Below are 2951 nucleotides of genomic sequence, written 5' to 3' on the forward strand. Positions count from 1 at the left end.
GCTGTTTTTCTCTACACCCTGACGGCGTAATACCCGGGCTACCTGGTTTGCTTGCGCATTAAGCTCTGCATAAGTCAGGGTCTCATCATCTTTCACCACGGCAATGTGATGTGGTGTCTTTTCAACTTGTTCTTCAAATAGCATGTGCAGTGTTTTTTCTTTTGGGTAATCGGTTTGCGTTTGGTTAAACCCAAATACCAGCTGCTCTTTTTCCTCTGCTGTCACGATTTCAATCTCATCCATCGTTGCGTTCGGATTTGCTATGACCTGCTGCATAACATGCTGTACATGGCCTTTCATTCGTTCTACACTTCCGACTTCAAATGCATTCAGATTGTAACTGAATTTTATTGCAAGTTCCTTTCCAGGTATCAAAATCACATTAAAGTCATAATTCGTTTGCTCAAACGTTTTGAAGTTAGAGAGTTCCAATCCCACTCCCACTGTTTGACCCATGTCCTTCAAGCGATCATCCATCGGGTAATTTTCGAATACCATGATATGATTGATCAATTCTTGTTTTAATGTGCTTTGATTTTGGATCTCATATAAAGGATACGAACTATATGCATCTGACACGGTTGCTGCATCTTGAACCGCCTGTAATACCTCTGTAAACGGTTGTGTCGGGCTACTTGAAATTCGGACAGGAATGGTATTAATAAACAAGCCCACCATCTTCTCAATTCCAGGGATTACGGCCGGTCTTCCCGAAACTACGGCACCAAACACAACTTCATTCGCTCGGTTATATTTCTGCAGGACTACCCCCCAGATCGTCTGCATCATGGTATTTAATGTGACCTGGTATTGGTTCGCCAGTTGTTGGAGTTTTCGCGTCTGTTCCTCATCCAGCGCAAACCACAGCTCCTCTTGCTTATAGCCATCTACCGTCTTTTTATATCCCGGCAGGGTAGTCACTTCATCGATCGTTTTCAAATAATTCTTCCAGTAATCCGATGCTTTCGCTTTATCTTGTTTCTCTAACCACTGGATAAAGCGGCTGTAGGGCTGTGCTGTCTCCAATTGTAGAGGTGTTCCCTTGTTTAAGGACTCGTAAATTTGAAGTAATTCTGTAAACAAGGTGCTCATACACCAACCATCTATCACAATGTGATGGAAACTCCAAATCACCTTAAACTGTTGCTCACCCATTTCAAAAACAGCAACTCTCATCGGAATGGTTGTGGTCAAGTCAAATCCCTTATTTTTATCTTCTTCCATGTAACGGCTCATAGCTTCTTCTTGCTCTGCATCAGATTTGTTTGCAATCTTCTGCACATCAATGATGAACTTCCACTGCTCTATTACAACCTGTAACGATCTTCTTATATTCTCAAATATGAATATACTTCGAAGTACATCATGTCTGTTAATAAGCTCCTGATAACTTTGTTCCAACAAATCAATATCTAAACTGCCTCGAACCTCGAATCTGGTTTGTACAAAATACTGCAGGTCTCCCTTGTTCATCACATGGTGGAATAGCATTCCTTCTTGCAACGGGGCTAAAGGATACATTTTTTCTACGGTTAATCCTTTGCTTGCTACTCGCACATATGCATCTTCGATCTCCTCAATACTCATGTCGTGCGCCATGACGTCACTTGGAGTTAGCTCCGTACTCTCTTTCTCCACGCAGTGCTCAATAATTGCTGTTAGCTTCTGCATGTAACAGCCAGCAAGATTCTCCATCTCCTGCTCACAATACTGCTTCCCGTTGTAACCAAACGTAAATCGCATTCTTCCCTCTTTCACAATGCCATTTACTTCTAGTGCACTATTTCGTTGCAACTCAGGATTTGCCATGACACCTACAGGTAACGAAGATCCTTCAAAGATCACTGTTTGGAAGTCTTGGTCAAACTGTCCCAAGTAGTTGAAACTAATGCCGGATACCTTCCGTCCTTCGCCTTCGCCTTGGCCTTCCTCACTCCAGTATCGGTACATACCATACCCGATTCCTTTGTTCGGAATTGAACGTAATGCTTCTTTTATGGTTTTGATTTGTCTTCCCAGTTCCTGTTCTTTGACTTGAAGAGTTACTGGGTAGATACTTGTAAACCATCCTACCGTTCGTGTAATATCTAATCCTTCGACCAATTCCTCTCGGCCATGGCCCTCCATATCAATACAGATTTCTTCCCTTCCATCCCATTCATGGATTGAAAGAGCAAGGGCTGTTACTAAGATGTCATTAATTTCGGTATTGTAAGCTTGGTTAACCTGTCGAAGTACTTTTTCTGTCATGTCCTCATCCAGTTGTACTTCGATATGTTTTCCTTCGCCAATCTGTCCAACTTCTTGCGCCGTTACTTCCGTTCCTATTACAATGGCCTCAGTTACGTGCCGCCAGTAGCTTTTTTCTGCCGCGAATGCTTCACTGCGGGTATATTCCTTCATCCGGCTTGACCATTCTTGGTATGATGCGGTCTTCGCCTGGAATTGGATCTCTTCGCCCTTCAGCGCTTGAGTGTATCCTGAAGCAAAATCTTCTAATAATATCCGCCATGATACACCGTCTACTACCAAGTGATGGATCACAATGAGTAAGTGATCACCATCGTCTGCTCGGAACAGCCCCAGTCGCATCATTGGACCTTTTTCCAGGTCGATGCTTTCTTGAATACGCGTAGCTAGTCTCTCTACTTCTTCCAGGCCTTGGCCTCTGACTTCGATCACAGGCACTTCTACCAACAATTCGTGGATAACCTTGTTATATTGGTACACCCCGGTTTCCGTTTGTTCATACACCATCCGCAGAGCATCATGATGCTCCATCATGCGTTGCATCACTTGTTGTACGATATCTTCCCGATAACGTTCTTTACGATATAACATCACGCTATGGTTAAAGTGGTGGTGTGCTTTCTTTTGCCCTTCAAAGAACCACTGTTGGATCGGCGACAATTCCACTTCTCCCTCGACTGCTCCTTGATGACTCAGCTGGT

Annotated in this window: 1 protein-coding gene; it reads right to left on the reverse strand. The window is 43.5% G+C overall.

The window, feature by feature from the left end; all coding sequences use genetic code 11:
• On the reverse strand, positions 1–2916 hold a 2916-nt coding region (locus tag MKX41_RS32235; RefSeq protein WP_340975162.1), incomplete at its 3' end, for a condensation domain-containing protein.
• Positions 2917–2951: the final 35 nt, after the last annotated feature.

It is taken from the genome of Paenibacillus sp. FSL R5-0475, from assembly GCF_038004585.1.
Lineage (GTDB): Bacteria > Bacillota > Bacilli > Paenibacillales > Paenibacillaceae > Paenibacillus_AQ.